We start from the raw sequence: 16721 nt of genomic DNA on the forward strand, positions 1-16721 counted from the left end.
AACATATATCAACAAAAAAATTGGACTTATCGGAGCTGGAAAGATGGTGATAGATACTGAATTGCACCCGGGAGTGCTGAAAGATCAGATTACGACGTCTGGTGGTTCAACGATACAAGGTGTCATGAAATTGGAAAGCCTTGGTTTCAGGGATAGCATCATTCAGTCAATGGAAGAAATAAATAAAGCCAACAATAAATAGAATACAATGGATGAGAAAATGGTGAAGTATGCTCACACACAAAAACGCCTCTATTGTTGATTTTCAAAAATCAGACATAGAGGTCTTTTTATTGTTGGTGATAGTCATTTCTAGATTGTTTCAAGGGCAGCTTGAAGGTCAGTTATCAGATCATCTGAATTTTCAATGCCTACAGATAATCTGAACAAGCCATCGGTGATTTCTTTTTCTCTCTGCTCTGATTCCGATAAATCTTTATGGCTGGAAGTTTTAGGATGAGACAATATAGTTTCTACTCCCCCAAGACTTACCGAAATCAATGGAATTTTGAGATGATCGGCGAATTTTTGTGCCTGGTCTTCATTCTTCAATTTGAAGCTGATTACTGCCCCTGCGTGATTGGCCTGACTCATATGCACCGCATTGTCTGATGGATAATATACTTTTTCGATTTTTGGATGAGCAGTGAGGAACCGGTGGATCTTTTCAGTGTTACTAATGGATTGTTCCCATCGTATGCCCAACGTTTTCAAGTGTTGGTTCAATGTCCAACAATCGTATGTGCCAAGTGCAAGTCCCATGACGACTTGAAGTTCTTTAAGAAGCATACTTATGTCATCATCGTTTACAATGACTGCTCCGGCAATCAAGTCACTGTGTCCACTTAAAAACTTGGTTGCACTATGGATGACTATATCAGCACTCAAATCCAGAGGGTTTTGTCCTAATGGTGTCATAAAAGTGTTATCGACCAGTGTTTTAATATTATTAGCAGAAGCGAATTGGGTAATTGCTTTTATATTTGTCACTTTAAGCGTTGGATTTGACGGGGTTTCAATATAAATTGCTTTAGTGTTTGCGTTGACCGCATCAGTTACATTATTTATATTGGTCTGATCCACTTCAGTAAAACTCAACCCAAACCGTTTTAAAATAGTTTTCACCAATTGGTATGTGCCACCGTACATATCAGCAGGCATTATAATATGATCGCCCGGTGAAAATGTCATCAAAGCGGCACTTATTGCTGACATCCCAGAGTTGAATGCATAGGCGTATCTCCCATTTTCTAGTTCGGCAAGTTTTTCTTCAAGTTTATCCCTATTCGGATTGCCATGCCTTACATAAAGGTAGCCATCCTCTGCGTTGAGGTCAGGTCTGAGAAAGGCAGTTGAATAATACAAAGGTTGGTTTGCGGTGCTATAATCCAATCCCCGTTTATTATCTACGATCATTTCAGTTTCTTTTCTGTAGCCCATATAGTACTCCTTTGCAGATAAAATTTAAATTCTGATACGCTCTCGTGACACTAGAATCAAAATATATATACAGTATAATGCCAATCAACACAGTATGAAAATAGAAAGCCTGAAGTTTAAAAACAATTAAGAGCAATTTTTCAAAAGGATCACCAACGTTATTAAAAATCATCACTAAACTTAATTATAATGCTATTATAACGCCTTTAAAAACCTGCATTTAGGGTTTTTCAAATAATAAACAACGTATGTAGCACTATCGTTATTGAAACGGTACGGCGAAATATGGTATTGTTATTGACATAAGGTGTCAAAATCATTTTGATTTTCAGCCATACTGACATTATATTAGGGAGAAGATATCATGAAAGAATTAAACCAGGCGATATTTTATACGACTGCACAAGTTAAGGACAAAGTGGAACTCTCGGATCAGAACGTCCGTAAGTATGTCAGATTACTGGAAGACCGGAACTATGAAGTTGCCAAAGACGAGCATAATAGAAGATTATTTTCGCAGAATGATATTGCTGTCCTGCAAGAGTTCATCAAGACAGCTAAAAAACCAGGATATACACTTGAAACAGCTGCTGATGAAATAATTTCGCAAGTATCGGATATCGTCACTGAAAAAGAGAACAACATGCCTGCCAGCGTCACTAATAATGACATCAATCATATGCTGGGAATTGTCATGGAAAAGTTGGAAACCATGCAGCAGGAAAATAGGGACCTTAAGAACAATGTACATAGATTGGTAGAGCGGTTAGATGAGTACGGTACACAACCACAAACGCTCTCATTGAATTATAATGACGAAAATAATTCCTACGAAAACCAGGGTACTGCTACATCAATTGAGGAGCACCAAGATTATGAGGATATTGAAGTGGATGAGAACCTTGAAAAAAAGGAAGAAGGATCTTCTGATACGTATGTAGCAGTTGATAATGATACTCAAACGCCAGCTTCGGATGCCTCTCCGAACATAGATATGAACCAGTACAGCAACCATGAAGTACATGGACAATCAGCGGAAAGCCGCTCTGAAAATGAACAGAGAGAAGAAAAAGGTGGGTATTTAAATAAATTATTTAATATATTCAAAGGTAAATAACGTTTAGTGGGTTAGGAGACCAGCTGTGAAGAAGATAATTTGGATTACAGGCGCTTCGAGTGGTTTTGGAATGGCAACTGCTTTGAAGCTATTAAAGAAGACGGAGCATATAATCTGTGTAAGCGCACGACGTGTTCATCTATTGGACATCCTTGTTAAGGAAGGCGCGCTTGCCTTTCCTATGGACGTCGGCAATCCAGAGGAAATTAAAGAGACCCATCAGATGATAGAAAAGAAGGTTGGTATCGTGGATGCAGTTCTAGTAAATGCTGGATACGGTATCTATGGGCCTATAGAGGCTGTGCCCGGGAGTGAAATGAGGAGACAGTTTGAAGTGAATGTGTTCGGTGCGGTAGAAACCATCCGGGCAGTCTTGCCTTCGATGCGTCAGCGTAGAAAAGGCAGAATCGTTATAACCAGTTCTTCTGCAGCGCATATTTCGAGTGCTGGCATGGGCTACTATGCCGCAACTAAGCACAGTATAAAAGCAATAGGCACTGCGCTCAGGCAGGAAGTGAAAAATTTGGGTGTTGAGGTTGTGATGGTAGAACCTGGAGTCGTGAAAACATCGTTTGGAGAAACTGCCTTTAACCGGAATCATATGGAAGATGGAGGGGCGGACTATAGTGAACAGATGGAGAACATGAAAGCATTTATGATGAGAGCTTTCAACCGTGCGCCGGAGATGACGAAAACGCGGGATATAATGTATGATGCATTATTAAACAGCCGTGTTAAATCTGTATATAGGACAACGCGTGGATCGCTCTCACTTAACTTAGCCGGTAAACTGCTCTCTGCAAATATTTACGACAATATAGTGGGATTTGGGGTCAGGAAATTGAAATGAGGCAATGTACTTTATTCACCGGTTATTTCATGGGATGATTGAAATCGTCTTGATAAATCATAAAGAATTGGGTTGATGGTATGATCGAATCATTTAATGTTGGCACAATATCAATACCGGGGATATATATTGTACTTCTATTGAGCCTGCTGGTCAGCTACCTGATGTTGTGGGAAGCTGAGTATAAGAAGGAACTGTTCAATGAATGGGTAAATGCACTTATAATTGTCTTTCTAGTCCATAAAGGAACCTATATATTGTTCAGCTGGAGTGAGTTCCTCGATAACCCATTGGGCATCTTCTATTTTGATGGTGGGCCCTTTGGTCTTCTTATAGCTATGGTGGCTGCTTTCATATACATGTTCTATACGATGAAGACATTATTTCATGCAGAAGCATATGCTATATTCATCGTTGCCTTCTATACCTTCTATGGTCTTCTTGAACTTCGGGCTTTCGGCCAATGGCATTACATTTTCCTGACCGTGATGTCACTTGCTGTGCTTATTTTCATATATTTCAAATGGAAGCATATAAGAATCATATTAATTTCTGCCATAACGTTACTCGTACTGCAGTTGATCATGCGTTTCTTTATCTATAACGGTGCTGAAATATTCAGCCTCAGCCTGCTGCAATGGCTCATCGTCCTAAGTATCCTTTATCTTTCTCTTACTGTGAATAGAGGAGGAGAAGATGAAGAAATATAGACATTATATTATCGTTGCGATAATTTTAAGTGCGCTCTTTTTTACCATCTATCAAGCTATTACAGAAGACGCACGTGTCAGCAAATCTTTGGAGTCGGATCCGGAAACAGGGCTTGATATAGGATCTAAAGCCCCTGATTTTACATTGCAGGGTTATGATGGCGAAGCGATCTCGCTTAATGCCATAGATAAGCCTGTAATGCTTAATTTTTGGGCTTCCTGGTGCCCACCTTGTAAAGCGGAAATGCCGCATATGAAGAATTTCTATGAGAAGAACAAGGATGAGGTTGAAATCGTAGCTGTGAACATGATGCATCAGGAAAGCAGTGAGCAAGATATGATGAAGTTTTATAAAGAATATGGATTAAACTTTCCTGTACCAATTGATGAAGATGGGATGGTGAGCACCACCTATCAGGTTGTGTCGATTCCGACGTCGTATTTCATAGACTCGGAAGGAATTATAGTATCTAAATACACGGGACCTATGACAGAAACATCAATTTCAGAAACATTTAAACGAATTAAGTAATCAGCTACCACAGTTTTTATCTGGGACAATATAACGCCAAATGTATTATTCAACAAGCAGCTTGCTTACCAGACCGACTATATCGCTTCCTGAATTCATCGTGCGTATAACTGCTTTAGCGCTGATATAACATCAATATAACACTACCAATAATACAATAAATCAGAAAAGATAAAAGGTCTGCCTTATTAGGCAGACCTTTTTACATAACCACTTCTGTCCAAATTTTGATTGCTGTACCTAGAATGATCAGGGCCAGAATCCATTGCAGGACTTTAGTATTCATATTCTGTCCGGCTTTTGCTCCTAGCGGTGCTGCAAGAAGACTAGCAACAATCATAATGACCGTAGGGCCGTAGAGCACCTGGTCGGTAACGACTTTACCTATAGTAGCACCAATCGAAGAAATGAATGTCACTGCTAGACTGGTGGCTATGGTGACCCGTGTGGGTATTTTAAGGACAATCAACATTATAGGTACCAGTATAAATGCTCCAGCTGCACCTACAATGCCAGCCGCCGCACCGGTTATCAAAGCCAGGCCAGCGGCCAGTGGACCATTAAACTGAAGGTCATCTCCTGGGCTGAAGGGAGCCTCCTTCTTTGGAAGGAACATCATGACAACGGCTATAGTTGCTAAGATAGCGTAGACGATATCAATCTGGGTTTCTGTAAGGAACTCAGAACCATATCCACCTATCAGACTACCAATCAGGATGGCGCCCCCCATATATGCGATTAATCTCATGTTAAGGTAGCCACTGCTTTTATAAGCCCACACTCCTGCTATTGTTGCAAAGAACACCTGAACGGCACTTACACCTGCAACTTCATGGGAAGTGAAAGTCGTCACCCCCAACAAAGGGGGGATATACAGCAGCATAGGATATTTGATGATGGATCCCCCGATTCCAACCATACCTGATATGAAGGAACCGATGAATCCAATCAGAAATATCACTATGATGAAAGATATATCCATCACTTCATCGCTTCTTTGATGCCGGCGTAGCCTTTTTCTATATTCACTACGTTTTCAAAACCGCGCGCTTTCAATGCGCTCATAGCGATTGCTGAACGTACACCTGATTGACAATGCACATAGATTGGCTCGTCGGTATTGAACGGCACTTCTTTTTCTTCGAGGTGGCCGAAGTGAACATGGTGTGCATTTTCCAAATGACCGCCCTCATATTCTGAAGTCGAACGGACATCAAGAACATTTTTATCCTTATAGTTTTCGGCAAACGCCTCAGGAGATATATTATCGTAGGAGTCATCGGAATATTTATCAGCTTTATCTTCAGGCACAATCAGTTTCAAGTCATCAAAACCGATGGATGCTAGATCTTTCTGTAACGCCTTGCTGTCTTCAGGGTTTGCGATAACGGTCATTGGCTGATCAAAATCGACATACCATCCTGCGAACTGTAGGAATTTATCATTGTAGGGAATATTTATGGCTCCTTTTTTAAAGCCTTTTTTAAACGCTTCCTTACTTCTGAGATCGAACACTTGACCAGGCAGTTCATCAGGTGTGCCTATTTCCACATCTTTCACTTTAAACTCTGGAAGACCTTCTTTGTTGACTTTCTTCATTTGTCCAAAATAGCTAGGTGGTTCGGGCTGGTCGCTCGTCAATTCCTTGATGAAATCCTCTTTGTCCTCATAATCGAATACCCAGTTATTCTTCCGCTCATATCCGAGAGTGGACAAGGGGACTGCGCCCAATGATTTACCGCATGCACTGCCCGCGCCATGGCCAGGCCATACTTGCATGAAATCTGGGAAGTCATTCAATTTTTTAAGGGAATCGAACATTGCGTTGGCACCCTCTTCAGTAGTGCCTTCCATGTCTGCTGCTTCTTCCAATAGGTCAGGACGGCCGATGTCACCAACGAATAGGAAGTCGCCAGTAAATATGCCCATTGGTTCTTCACTGCCGGCACCACGGTCCGTCAGTATAAATGAAATACTTTCTGGTGTATGCCCAGGGGTATGCATTACTTTCAGTTCTACATTGCCTACATTGATGATATCCCCATCTTTTACATATACAGTATCGGCAGGCATATCCTCGTACTTCCAATCTTCACCGCCCGCGTCGGATACATATGCAGTGGCATTGAACCTTTTCGCAGCGTCACGTAGACCAGAAGCAAAGTCAGCATGAATGTGGGTTTCAGCTACATGTGTAATGTTGAATCCCTCTGCGTTTGCAACTTCTTCATATTCATCAACGACGCGTTTTGGATCGATGATCATAGCCTCTTTTGTTCTTTGGCAAGCTACCATATAGGATGTCTGTGCAAGTTTCTTGTCGAAGAATTGTTTAAAGAACATTAATGTACACTCCTTGAATTGATTGTTTTAAATGCATCGTATACTCCTAATCAGATGAACAGGTTCAAGTTTCCATTCTCGGCATCGCCAAGATAGGTGCCTACTCCACCGAAATTAACATTGGGAAGCAGTTCGTCTTCCTCTATTGCCATTATATCCATACTCATTGTACATGCTACCATTTTGACGCCGAGTCTATCTGCTTTGTCTATCATTTCGGTGAGTGCATCGACGCGTTTCTTTTTCATGACGTGCTGGATCATCTTGGAACCGAGTCCGAATAGATTCATGTTGGATATCGGGAGTTTAGAGGCTGATTTCGGCATCATCATGCTGAAAGCTTTATCGAGTCCCGTCTTTTTCTTTCTTGGGGCATTCGGGTCCTTGATGACGTTTAGTCCCCAGAACGTGAAGAACATCGTGACATCTTTACCCATGCTTTTGGCACCTGTGGCGATGATGAAGGAGGCCAATGCTTTATCGAGGTCTCCACTGAATACGACCATAGTGGCCCCATCTTTAGTTTCAACCATCTGATGCCCTTCAGAAGCAGTTTTATCTTCGGAATCATTCTTCTGAAGTACTACTACCACTTTTTCGCCGACCTTTTCGTTTTTAAGGATAAAGTGTCCCTTTTTACGCGCCCAAGCTTCAACATCGGTACAGAAACCGAAATCAGTTACGGTCATTTCCATCTGTTGACCATCTTCTAATCCATCCATAACTTCATTTACCCTGAGAAGTGGACCCGGACATTGTAGGCCACTTGCTTCTATTTTGACCCTGTCGGGATCGATGGTGAGATTTTTCCCTGAAGTCTGGTCAACAGCAGTCGTTTCATCAGCGCTGTCATACTTTCCATTATACTGGCTGTAACCTTCTTCAAGGTTGATTGAATCAAAACCATTGCGCTTCAAGATATCTGTTGCATCAGCACCACGCTTGCCTCTTTGGCAATATACGTGGATTCTCTGATTTTTAGGAAGCTCGTCCAAGCGCGATTCCAATTCATTTACTGAAATGTTATCGGCGTTGGCGATATGCCCCATCTCATACTCGAAGGGTTCCCTTACATCGAGCAGATATTCATTTTTTTCAACTAATTGATCTGCATCATTAATATGATACTTTGTAGCCGTGTTGCTCATAATTACTGATCATCCTTTCGCTTTTAAATACCTATAGGGGTATAATAACAAGTAAGTTGGGAGTTGTCAAATACCCGACAGGGTATATTTTAGGGGAATAAAAACAGATGAAATCATCTGCTCTTATTCAGGAGCTCTACTGCTTCCTTAACAAGATCATCTGTATTTTCATCTGGATCATTCATCGTTTCTTTTACGCATTGAACGAGATTATCACTGACAATAACATTCATAGTACGGTTTAAGGCACTTTTTGCAGCACTCAATTGCGTGACTACATCCTTACAGTCTTTGCCTTCTTCCATCATTTTTAAAGCACCATTAATCTGTCCTTGCAAGCGATGTATACGATTCATGACAGCTTTATCATAAACTTTCTTTTCCTGGATTGAAGTCAAACCATCACCTTCTTAATTAATTATATATATATTATAGGTACTATAACCAGATCTGTCAAATACCCCTGTAGGTATAAAGGAGGGTGACTTCACAAGGTCAGGTGTGCGCGTCAAGTGGGAAAACTGGATAAAATAAAGAAGCGGTGAAATAACCGCTTCTTCAGTATACGTCGCCGCATGTCGCTGCCAGCAGTGCTTTAATCGTGTGCATGCGATTCTCTGCCTGCTGAAACACTTTTGAATAAGGACTCCTGAAAACTTCATCAGTGACTTCATAACCATCCATCCCAAATTTGTCGAAAACAGTGCGCCCCATGTCCGTTTTTGTATCGTGTATGGCCGGGAGGCAATGAAGAAATATGGTATGGGCTTTGCCTGTCATATCAATCAATGACTGATTTACCTGATAAGGGTGGAGCAGGGTGTATCGTTCCTCAAGAGCATCTTCTTCCCCCATGGAGCACCAGACATCTGTATAGATGATATCACTGCCATATACACCCTCTTCAATATTTTCAGTGACCAATATGCTGCTTCCAGAGTCTTCCTTGATTTCACAGGCTAGTTTCTGAATACTGATGCTCGGCTGCAGTGCTTTTGGCGCTACTATATTGATATTCACCCCGAGTATCGCGCCCGTTATAAGAAGGGAATGTGAGATGTTGTTTCGACCGTCTCCAACAAATGTTACGGTCTTCCCATGAAAGTCCCCTAAATGTTCTTTGATAGTCAGAAAATCGGCAAGCATCTGCGTAGGGTGCCACTCATTGGTGAGTGCATTCCATACAGGCACCCCCGCATGTTCTCCAAGTGATTCGACCGTTGCCTGATCAAACCCGCGATACACTATCCCGTCAAACATCGAACCTAGTACTTTTGCAGTGTCTTCTACAGACTCTTTAGCCCCAAGCTGAATATCATCCTTATTTAAATACTCCACTTGCGCGCCTAGTTTGCCGGCAGCTACTGTGAAGGCTGAGCGTGTACGCGTCGACTGCTTTTCGAAAATCATTGCGAGATGTTTGCCGCTCATGAAGCGGTGTGGAATACCGTGTTTTTCTTTAAGCTTCAGATGTTCAGCGAAATCAATGAGTAATTCCAGTTGTTCCTTTGAGAAGTCGCGCTCCTTTAAAAAGTTTCTATTGTGGAACTGTATGATTTCTAATTGTTTTGCCGTCCCAAGTAATCATCCCCTAATTAAAGTTATTAAGGTAATTATACATAAAATTGTATATTAATCAAATAAATATTTATTATATTGCATAATAATTAATTTATAGGCTGTGGGACGATAAATATATCTGTGTTGTTTCATGTTTCTACTTGAAGTGACTGATGAAAAAACCATGCATTGAATGCATGGCACTTAATCTTGTTATTCAGGGATGTGATTTAATTGTGCAGATCATGATACCTGCTTCGTGCTTCAATCATCATTTCTTTCATTGCATTGAAATCCTCATTTTCAATGGCATCTGATAAATGGTTTAGCTGATCTTTAAAGCGTTCTATATGCTCCATCAGGTAATCTTTATTCATCACAAAAAGTTCAGGCCAAAGCGCTTCATTAATGTTGGTGATGCGTGTCAAGTCCCGGTAGCTGTCGCCTGTATATCTTTTAGTTTCTCTTTTTGGGTCGTCGCTGTTGATGAGCGAGAGTGCTATGACATGTGCAAGTTGACTCGTGAAGCCGATGACTTCGTCATGGAATTCGGGCGTAATCAAGGAAACCTCCTTGAACCCCATCTGTTGAACCAGTTCTTTAATGGTGTTGATGTTCCTGCTGTGATTCCGTTCTGTAGGGGTTAGAAGGTAGTTTGCACCTTCAAAAACTTCAGCACTTGAAAAATGCAGGCCCCGATTCTCACGCCCAGCCATGGGATGCCCGAAGATGAAGTCGACTGTGGCCGGCAAAAGCGGCTCGATTTGGTTGATCAATGTCCGTTTAACGCCTGTTACATCGGTAATGATGGTATTCTCTTTCATGTAAGGGATGTATTTCTCGATCAGCGATTTTAGAATTCCAGGGTAGACTGAAAATATGATGAGATCTGCTTTTGGAATTATCTCTTCCGGGTTCTGATAGCCTTTAGAAATTATATTCTGTTGTTCTGCATAAAGGAGTGCCTCCTTATCGACATCAATACCGAACACCTCATGCTCCGGTGCATGTTTAGCCAGATTGAGCGCGAAAGACCCTCCGATGTTGCCAAGGCCGACGATGACTATGTTCATTGAATACCTCCATTTTAAATGTATTAAAGTAGTATAAGCGTAAAAGGGCTCCAAATCAATCCATATAATTCTGACAATTCTGTATTGACAAATAAATCATAGGTGGTTATAATTGCTCTCAACACATCTCAAAAGAGGCGATTATAATGGGACACATAAAACACCAACAACATAATCGATTTTATTTTAGCTATTTTTGATGCCGTTTGTACTCATCATTGCGTACAAACGTAAAACATATTCTGTTTGTATCAATGATGGCTAAAGCATTTTGTGATGTCTAGCCATTTATATAAAATAAGTGGCTAGAATTCGGCAATATAATTTTATTCAACTTGAACCGCCACTTATTTATATAAATAGGTGGCGGTTTTTTTATCAAGATTTTATCTAATGGGAGGTTGGCAATATGATCATTCATGTTGGACAAGGTGCAGAAGAAAGTGAGATACAGGAGCTTATACGTAATATAGAGGATGCAGGTTTCGGTGTGAATCGCTCTGACGGGAGAAACCGGACTGTTATCGGGCTGATCGGGGATACATCCAATGTTACAGAAAATGATTTCGCGAAATATAGGATTGTGGATGGTGTCCATCGTATACAGGCTCCATACAAAAAAGCCAATAGGCTGTTTCACGAAGATGACAGTGTCATTGATATAGATGGTGTGAAGGTAGGTGCAGAGAATTTCATGGTCTGTGCCGGCCCATGTTCCGTTGAACATGAAGATGACATGGTGGCACTCGCACAAAAGCTTAAAGCAGCTGGTGCAAACACATTCCGAGGCGGAGCGTTCAAGCCAAGAACCTCGCCATACGCATTCCAAGGGCTTGGTCTCGAAGGATTGAGGATCCTCGACGTTGTAAAGAAGGAAACCGGCTTGCCGATCGTCTCTGAACTCATGTCTACAGAATACATCGATGAATTTGTAGATACGGTGGACGTTATACAGATAGGGGCGCGGAATATGCAGAATTTCGACCTTCTCAAAGCAGTAGGTGAGACCGATAAACCTATATTGTTGAAGAGAGGAATGTCGGCAACGATGAAGGAGTGGTTGATGTCTGCAGAATATGTCATGGCCGGCGGCAATGACAATGTCATTTTCTGCGAGCGGGGAATCCGGACTTTTGAAACGGCCACGCGCAACACTTTGGATATTCAGGCAGTGCCAGTCATGCAGAAAGAATCCCATCTACCAATCATTGTTGACCCTAGCCACGCTGCGGGCGTCAGACATGTCATCCCTTCAATGGCAAAAGCAGCTGTCATGGCAGGTGCCAATGGGCTGCAGATAGAAGTCCATGAAGAACCTGAGAATGCATGGAGTGACGGCCAGCAGTGTTTGACGCCTGATGAATTCGGTGACTTGATGCAATCGATAAATATGCTGCTCGACATCGAAAAGAAAACAGCTGATAATCAACAAGTTATCCAACAATAGGATAAAGGAGGGGAACGCCATGAACACTCATGGAAAGTTGAGAGGGAAAATTGATGAGATAGATACAGAAATGATCGCTCTGTTTGAAGCACGTATGGAAGTTGCAGAGGAAATAGCAGAATGTAAAATTGCACAAGGCATACCAGTGTTTGATGGCACACGTGAAGAAGAAGTGATATGCAGGAATGTAAATAAACTTCAGGATGATGCCTTGAAAGAATACGCCGACTCATTTTTCAAACATCTCATGGCGCTCTCCAGAAAAAAACAACAGGAAAATTTTGAAACAAGTAAAATCTCCCATGAAATATAAAACACATTACGTAGAAAGCCTCTGAAACTGGATCCAGTTTCAGAGGCTTTTCCGTTATTATTCCTCAAGTCGTGTGAGGTCGTAATAGGTATTTTGGTATGTTTCATTGATCCAATTATTGAAAAGGAGATGGGCATGGCTCTTCCAGGAGAACACAGGTCTGGAATCAGAGTCGTCCTCGATGAAATAATTGGAGGGTGGCAGAATTTTTCCACCCGTGCGCAAATCTCTTTCATATTCCTCTTCTAAAGTGGTGCGGCCATATTCCAGATGACCGAGGACGAAGAGATCACGCTGGTCATCAGTACACATTATGTCCGGGCCGAAGCGGTCATGGCTAGTCAATACCTCAAGCCCCTCTGTATGCTGAACCGCCCTATAATCTATTTGGGCATGCCTAGATTGAGGGACTCGGTAGACATCATCGAACCCTCTCAGTAAGGGATGGTACGGTTTGATGTTATCATAGTCGAATACACCAAATATTTTGGCTGAAAGCACAAACTTCTGGATGCCAAAATAATGGTTCAATGCGAATTGGGCTCCCCAACAGATGAAGAATCTTGAGAATACATGGGTTTCAGACCACTTCATTATATCGCGCAATTCGTCTATATAATCCACTTCGTGAAAATCCAGTTTTTCGACTGGCGCGCCAGTCACAATCATGCCGTCATACTGTCTGTCAGTTATTTCCCCGAATGTGTGATAATACTTCTGAAGGTGGCTGGTGGGTGTGTTCTTACTGATATGGCTGTTCATATGCATGAAATCCACATCGACCTGCAGTGGTGTATTGCCCAAGAGACGGAGAAGCTGTAACTCCGTCTCTTCTTTTTTAGGCATCAGATTCAGAATAAGAATGCGTAGCGGGCGAATATCTTGAGTATGTGCACGATGCTCTTCTATCGTATAGACATTTTCATTGTGCAAGTGTTACTTGACAGGTAGGCCTTCAATTATTTTTATCGGCATTTAAATCGCATCCAAAGCTTTTTCGAGGTCACCAATGATATCATCGATGTGTTCCAAGCCTATAGATACGCGGATGGCCTCAGGTCTCACTCCGCCTTTCAACTGTTCAGATTCGTCGAGCTGCGAGTGTGTCGTAGAGGCGGGATGGATCACCAGGGACTTTGCATCACCGACATTAGCGAGTAAGGAAAAGAGCTCCAAAGATTCAATGAAACATTTTCCGGCTTCATACCCGCCCGCCACCCCGAAAGTAAATATGGCGGAGGCGCCTTTTGGAAGATATTTTTTCTGCAGAGCGTTATATTTACTGGACTTAAGGCCCACATAATCCACCCATTGTACTTTTTCGTGATCTTCGAGATATTCTGCTACGGCTTTTGCATTTTCAACATGTCTTTCCATCCTTAAAGATAATGTTTCGATGCCCTGCACCAGTAAAAATGCATTGAAAGGAGATATCGCAGCACCTGTATCGCGTAATAATGTAGTTCGAAGTTTGAACACGTAAGCGGCCGGACCGAATGCCTCGGTAAAAACAAGCCCATGGTAAGAGTCATCGGGTTCAGTAAGACCTGGGAATTTGCCGTTGTTCCAATTGAAATTCCCACCGTCCACAATCACGCCGCCTATGGAAGTGCCATGCCCGCCGAGGAATTTGGTGGCAGAATGGACAACAACATTAGCTCCGTGCTCAAGTGGACGGCAAAGGTAAGGTGTGGCAAATGTGTTATCGACAATGAGAGGAATACCATGAGTTGAAGCAATCTCAGCCAATGCTTCAATATCCTCTATATTGCCCTCAGGATTGCCAATTGTTTCAATGAATATCGCTTTTGTATTATGTTTAATTTTACGTGAAACGTTATCAATATCCTTTGTGTCAACAAAACTTGTCTCGATGCCGAATTTCTTGAAGGTATGGTTGAATAGCGTATGTGTGCCTCCATACAGGCTGGTCGTTGAAATGATATGGTCTCCGTTACCAGCGACACCTTGGATGGCATAGTTGATTGCAGCCATGCCTGATGCGACAGCCAAACCCCCAACCCCGCCTTCAAGATCCGAGACCCGTGTTTCAAGTGCTGCAGTCGTAGGGTTCATGATGCGCGTATATATGTTGCCGGCATCCTGAAGACCGAATAGTTCGGCCGCGTGCTTAGTGTCATCGAATACATAAGAAGTGGTCTGATAGATTGGGAGCGCGCGTGATTTGGTGTCCGTATCTACTTCCTGGCCTGCATGCAACTGTTTTGTTTCAAATCGATAGTGTTTCGACATTTCCATACCTCCAGATAATATATTAAAATTAAAAAAGAGTCTGCCCAAAGATAAAGGGAGACTCTTGAGTCGCTCATCTTTCAGGACATGCCTGTGGGATTTAGCACCTTACCTAAAAGGTTGCCGGGCTTCATAGGGCCAATCCCTCCACCGCTCTTGATAAGTGAATATTGAATTAAGAGCTATAATACTATAGGGAACATTTAATTGTCAAATATTTTAAAAAATTTTAAGGATGTTTGGCAAAGTATCTAATAAGGAAAATGAAACAACGAAAAGGGGAATGAGCATGAAGATTGTCAAACCTGCTCCGATATATCATGAAGGTGGTTATAGGGCGATCATCCTATTGCATTCTTTTACGGGTACAGTAAGGGATGTGAAGAACTTGGCAGAACATTTGAAGGATGAAGGCTACACAATATCGGCACCCAGTCTGGCAGGACATGGTACGGGTCCTGATGCAATGGCAAAGGTGGGCCCTCAAGATTGGTGGCAGGATGTAGAAGAAGCTTACGATGACCTCAAGAAAAACGGTCATGACGAAATTGCGGTTGCTGGGGTCTCTCTTGGAGGGCTCCTTTCCTTGAAAGCGGGCGAGGAGCTTGAAGGTATAAAAGGAATAGTGGCGATGTCGGTACCTATGGATAAGGATAATGATGGCATCAATAAAAGAATGATAAATTACACGCGCAATTTCATGAAGTTCGTTGGGCATTCAGATGAAGAGATAGAAGAAAAGGTTAAGGAAATCAAAGAAGCGCCTATGGAGGGCCTAAAAGATTTCAAAACAATGATTGATGAAGTACATGGGCGGTTATCGGAAATCGATGTGCCCGTAGCGGTAAAATACGGTGAGAGAGATGCTGAGTCATATAGGGATAGTGCGCTGCAGATTTTTGATGAATTGCAGATCGAAGAAAAACATGTCAAAGGATATTCAGATACAAGCCATCTCATGACACGTAGCCGGGAAGAGGAAACACTTTTTGAAGATATTACCAGATTTGTGGACGGTCTCTCGTGGAAGCGCTAAAGATGTAGACGATGTAGCTACAGTGTGAATGACTCCAAAGATTGTGTGCTTGAGAATCTCTAGAAAACCAGTTAAACTTTATAGTAAATTCATATAAAGCCATCTAGGGTTCCGCCATCCAATGGGACTGGTCCGAGAGATGGCGCATGAGCGGATCATGACACGGAGGGACAAAAGCCTGGGAGAGAAATCTATTCTCTCCCAGGCTTTTTTACGGATTAGGAGGAAAATGATGAGTATACAATGGATAAAAGTATTTATTGCGAGTGCTTTTGAAGTAGGGTGGGTGATTGGTTTGACCCACTCAACCTCATGGTATCATTGGCTGTTTACAGGCATTGCGATTTTTGTCAGTTTCTACTTGATGATTAATGCAGGAGAATATCTACCTGTAGGTACAGTCTATGCAGTTTTCGTAGGACTGGGTGCATTTGGGACTGTACTCTCTGAAATCATCTTGTTTGGCGCGCCCTTTTTACCATTGAAGATCACTTTGATTTCATTGATATTGGTGGGCGTAATAGGCTTGAAGATAGTAACAGATGACAAGGAAAGGCAGGGGGAGTAGTATGGCTTGGATATCACTTATAGTAGCTGGAATGTTTGAAGTATGCGGTGTGCTTTCCATCAATAAATTGCATAACGACAAATCGCTCACTGCCTTGGCCCTCTTACTCCTATGTTTCGGGTTATCCTTCTTCTTCCTGGCAATCGCACTGGAAACATTGCCGATGGGCGTGGCGTATGCTGTGTGGACGGGAATAGGGGCTTCCGGAGGCGCACTTCTTGGGATGTTCTTCTTCGGGGAGTCCAGAGATTGGCGACGCATCTTTTTCATACTATTGATTATTTCTGCGGTTGTAGGGTTGAAACTCATTTCCTAGGAGCAGTTCCGGCTT

19 protein-coding genes and 2 riboswitches are annotated in these 16721 nt (G+C 42.2%); of the genes, 10 read left to right on the plus strand and 9 right to left on the minus strand.

Annotated elements, in window-relative coordinates; all coding sequences use genetic code 11:
- Window positions 1–28: 28 nt before the first annotated feature.
- Window positions 29–202, plus strand: coding sequence for a pyrroline-5-carboxylate reductase dimerization domain-containing protein (locus tag ACFFLE_RS05230; protein ID WP_380570122.1), 174 nt, complete (start codon window positions 29–31; stop codon window positions 200–202).
- Window positions 203–312: 110 nt separating this feature from the next.
- Here the strand turns inward: ACFFLE_RS05230 and ACFFLE_RS05235 are convergent, their stop codons facing one another.
- The gene (locus tag ACFFLE_RS05235; protein ID WP_380570091.1) at window positions 313–1440 is read right to left on the minus strand and encodes a trans-sulfuration enzyme family protein; all 1128 of its coding nucleotides are present in this window, start codon (window positions 1438–1440) and stop codon (window positions 313–315) included.
- A gap of 364 nt (window positions 1441–1804) precedes the next feature.
- Here ACFFLE_RS05235 and ACFFLE_RS05240 point away from each other — a divergent pair, with 364 nt between their 5' ends.
- From ACFFLE_RS05240 to ACFFLE_RS05255, 4 genes are all read left to right on the plus strand, one after another.
- Window positions 1805–2557: a hypothetical protein gene (locus tag ACFFLE_RS05240; protein ID WP_380570092.1), complete on the plus strand. Its 753-nt coding sequence runs from the start codon at window positions 1805–1807 to the stop codon at window positions 2555–2557.
- Between the two features lie 25 nt (window positions 2558–2582).
- Window positions 2583–3407 (plus strand): SDR family NAD(P)-dependent oxidoreductase, encoded by an 825-nt coding sequence (locus ACFFLE_RS05245; protein WP_380570093.1) that lies wholly within the window; start codon window positions 2583–2585, stop codon window positions 3405–3407.
- An 80-nt stretch (window positions 3408–3487) separates the two neighbouring features.
- Complete coding sequence (locus ACFFLE_RS05250; protein WP_380570094.1) at window positions 3488–4117, plus strand: hypothetical protein; 630 nt, start codon at window positions 3488–3490, stop codon at window positions 4115–4117.
- Window positions 4104–4649 (plus strand): redoxin domain-containing protein, encoded by a 546-nt coding sequence (locus tag ACFFLE_RS05255; protein ID WP_380570095.1) that lies wholly within the window; start codon window positions 4104–4106, stop codon window positions 4647–4649. Before ACFFLE_RS05250 ends, ACFFLE_RS05255 begins: the two co-directional genes overlap by 14 nt.
- A 202-nt stretch (window positions 4650–4851) precedes the next feature.
- On the opposite strand, the gene ACFFLE_RS05260 is transcribed toward ACFFLE_RS05255, so the two are convergent.
- The 6 genes from ACFFLE_RS05260 to ACFFLE_RS05285 all read right to left on the minus strand — a co-directional run bounded on the left by ACFFLE_RS05260 (window position 4852) and on the right by ACFFLE_RS05285 (window position 10773).
- On the minus strand, window positions 4852–5631 hold the full coding sequence (locus ACFFLE_RS05260) for a sulfite exporter TauE/SafE family protein (protein WP_380570123.1): 780 nt from the start codon (window positions 5629–5631) through the stop codon (window positions 4852–4854).
- Window positions 5631–6992 (minus strand): rhodanese-like domain-containing protein, encoded by a 1362-nt coding sequence (locus tag ACFFLE_RS05265; RefSeq protein ID WP_380570096.1) that lies wholly within the window; start codon window positions 6990–6992, stop codon window positions 5631–5633. The genes ACFFLE_RS05260 and ACFFLE_RS05265 overlap by 1 nt, the downstream gene beginning before the upstream one ends.
- A 50-nt stretch (window positions 6993–7042) precedes the next feature.
- Window positions 7043–8140 (minus strand): DsrE/DsrF/DrsH-like family protein, encoded by a 1098-nt coding sequence (locus tag ACFFLE_RS05270; RefSeq protein WP_380570097.1) that lies wholly within the window; start codon window positions 8138–8140, stop codon window positions 7043–7045.
- A 113-nt stretch (window positions 8141–8253) separates the two neighbouring features.
- Window positions 8254–8496 carry a metal-sensitive transcriptional regulator gene (locus ACFFLE_RS05275; protein WP_380570124.1) on the minus strand — a complete coding sequence of 81 codons (243 nt, stop codon included), beginning with the start codon at window positions 8494–8496 and terminating at the stop codon, window positions 8254–8256.
- A 202-nt stretch (window positions 8497–8698) separates the two neighbouring features.
- Window positions 8699–9697, minus strand: coding sequence for an ornithine carbamoyltransferase (argF, locus tag ACFFLE_RS05280; RefSeq protein ID WP_380570125.1), 999 nt, complete (start codon window positions 9695–9697; stop codon window positions 8699–8701).
- Between the two features lie 233 nt (window positions 9698–9930).
- The gene (locus tag ACFFLE_RS05285) at window positions 9931–10773 is read right to left on the minus strand and encodes a prephenate dehydrogenase (RefSeq protein WP_380570098.1); all 843 of its coding nucleotides are present in this window, start codon (window positions 10771–10773) and stop codon (window positions 9931–9933) included.
- Between the two features lie 409 nt (window positions 10774–11182).
- Between ACFFLE_RS05285 and aroF the strand changes: the two genes are divergently transcribed.
- Window positions 11183–12220, plus strand: coding sequence for a 3-deoxy-7-phosphoheptulonate synthase (gene aroF / locus ACFFLE_RS05290; protein WP_380570099.1), 1038 nt, complete (start codon window positions 11183–11185; stop codon window positions 12218–12220).
- Between the two features lie 19 nt (window positions 12221–12239).
- Window positions 12240–12533, plus strand: coding sequence for a chorismate mutase (locus ACFFLE_RS05295; protein ID WP_380570100.1), 294 nt, complete (start codon window positions 12240–12242; stop codon window positions 12531–12533).
- Between the two features lie 57 nt (window positions 12534–12590).
- Here ACFFLE_RS05295 and ACFFLE_RS05300 read toward each other — a convergent pair whose 3' ends face one another.
- The gene (locus tag ACFFLE_RS05300) at window positions 12591–13466 is read right to left on the minus strand and encodes a homoserine O-succinyltransferase (protein ID WP_380570101.1); all 876 of its coding nucleotides are present in this window, start codon (window positions 13464–13466) and stop codon (window positions 12591–12593) included.
- 42 nt (window positions 13467–13508) lie between these two features.
- On the minus strand, window positions 13509–14786 hold the full coding sequence (locus ACFFLE_RS05305; protein ID WP_380570102.1) for an O-acetylhomoserine aminocarboxypropyltransferase/cysteine synthase family protein: 1278 nt from the start codon (window positions 14784–14786) through the stop codon (window positions 13509–13511).
- Window positions 14787–14856: 70 nt separating this feature from the next.
- Window positions 14857–14952, minus strand: a riboswitch (SAM riboswitch).
- 123 nt (window positions 14953–15075) lie between these two features.
- Between ACFFLE_RS05305 and ACFFLE_RS05310 the strand changes: the two genes are divergently transcribed.
- From ACFFLE_RS05310 to ACFFLE_RS05320, 3 genes are all read left to right on the plus strand, one after another.
- Window positions 15076–15822 (plus strand): alpha/beta hydrolase, encoded by a 747-nt coding sequence (locus ACFFLE_RS05310; RefSeq protein WP_380570103.1) that lies wholly within the window; start codon window positions 15076–15078, stop codon window positions 15820–15822.
- Between the two features lie 92 nt (window positions 15823–15914).
- Window positions 15915–16009: riboswitch (guanidine-I (ykkC/yxkD leader) on the plus strand.
- 45 nt (window positions 16010–16054) lie between these two features.
- Window positions 16055–16390: a DMT family transporter gene (locus ACFFLE_RS05315; protein WP_380570104.1), complete on the plus strand. Its 336-nt coding sequence runs from the start codon at window positions 16055–16057 to the stop codon at window positions 16388–16390.
- Between the two features lies 1 nt (window position 16391).
- The gene (locus tag ACFFLE_RS05320; RefSeq protein WP_380570105.1) at window positions 16392–16706 is read left to right on the plus strand and encodes a DMT family transporter; all 315 of its coding nucleotides are present in this window, start codon (window positions 16392–16394) and stop codon (window positions 16704–16706) included.
- The last annotated feature ends 15 nt before the right edge of the window (window positions 16707–16721 follow it).

Source organism: Salinicoccus siamensis, assembly GCF_042429615.1.
In the GTDB taxonomy this organism is placed as follows: Bacteria; Bacillota; Bacilli; order Staphylococcales; family Salinicoccaceae; genus Salinicoccus; species Salinicoccus siamensis.